The following is a 329-nucleotide window of genomic DNA, read 5'->3' on the forward strand; positions in this document are numbered from 1 at the left end:
GCTGCATCAAAATCAGACGAAAGCAAATATGAACTTCCTGCCAGAGTGCTCGGCAAGGCATTCGTGGATATTAACCGACAGATTAAGCCTAATATCGAATATGTATTCGAGGGCGGTCGAGGTGGCCTAAAATCCTCATTCGTAGCTTTTAAAATTATTGAGCTTATCAAGAATAATCCTCAGATGCACGCCTGCATTACAAGACAGGTGGCCGGTACTCTGAAAGATTCTGTATACGCTAACATGAAATGGGCTATCAACGAACTGGGACCGATGGAAGAATTTGAATGCAAGGTTTCGCCACTTGAGATCAAGTATATTAAGACTGG

The 329-nt window shown here is 42.9% G+C and carries 1 protein-coding gene; it reads left to right on the forward strand.

The window, feature by feature from the left end:
* Positions 1-329: phage terminase large subunit (locus ABFY71_RS18785; RefSeq protein ID WP_347947391.1), on the forward strand; the 329-nt coding region annotated here is incomplete at both ends.

It is taken from the genome of Devosia alba, assembly GCF_039938915.1.
In the GTDB taxonomy this organism is placed as follows: Bacteria; Pseudomonadota; Alphaproteobacteria; order Rhizobiales; family Devosiaceae; genus Devosia; species Devosia alba.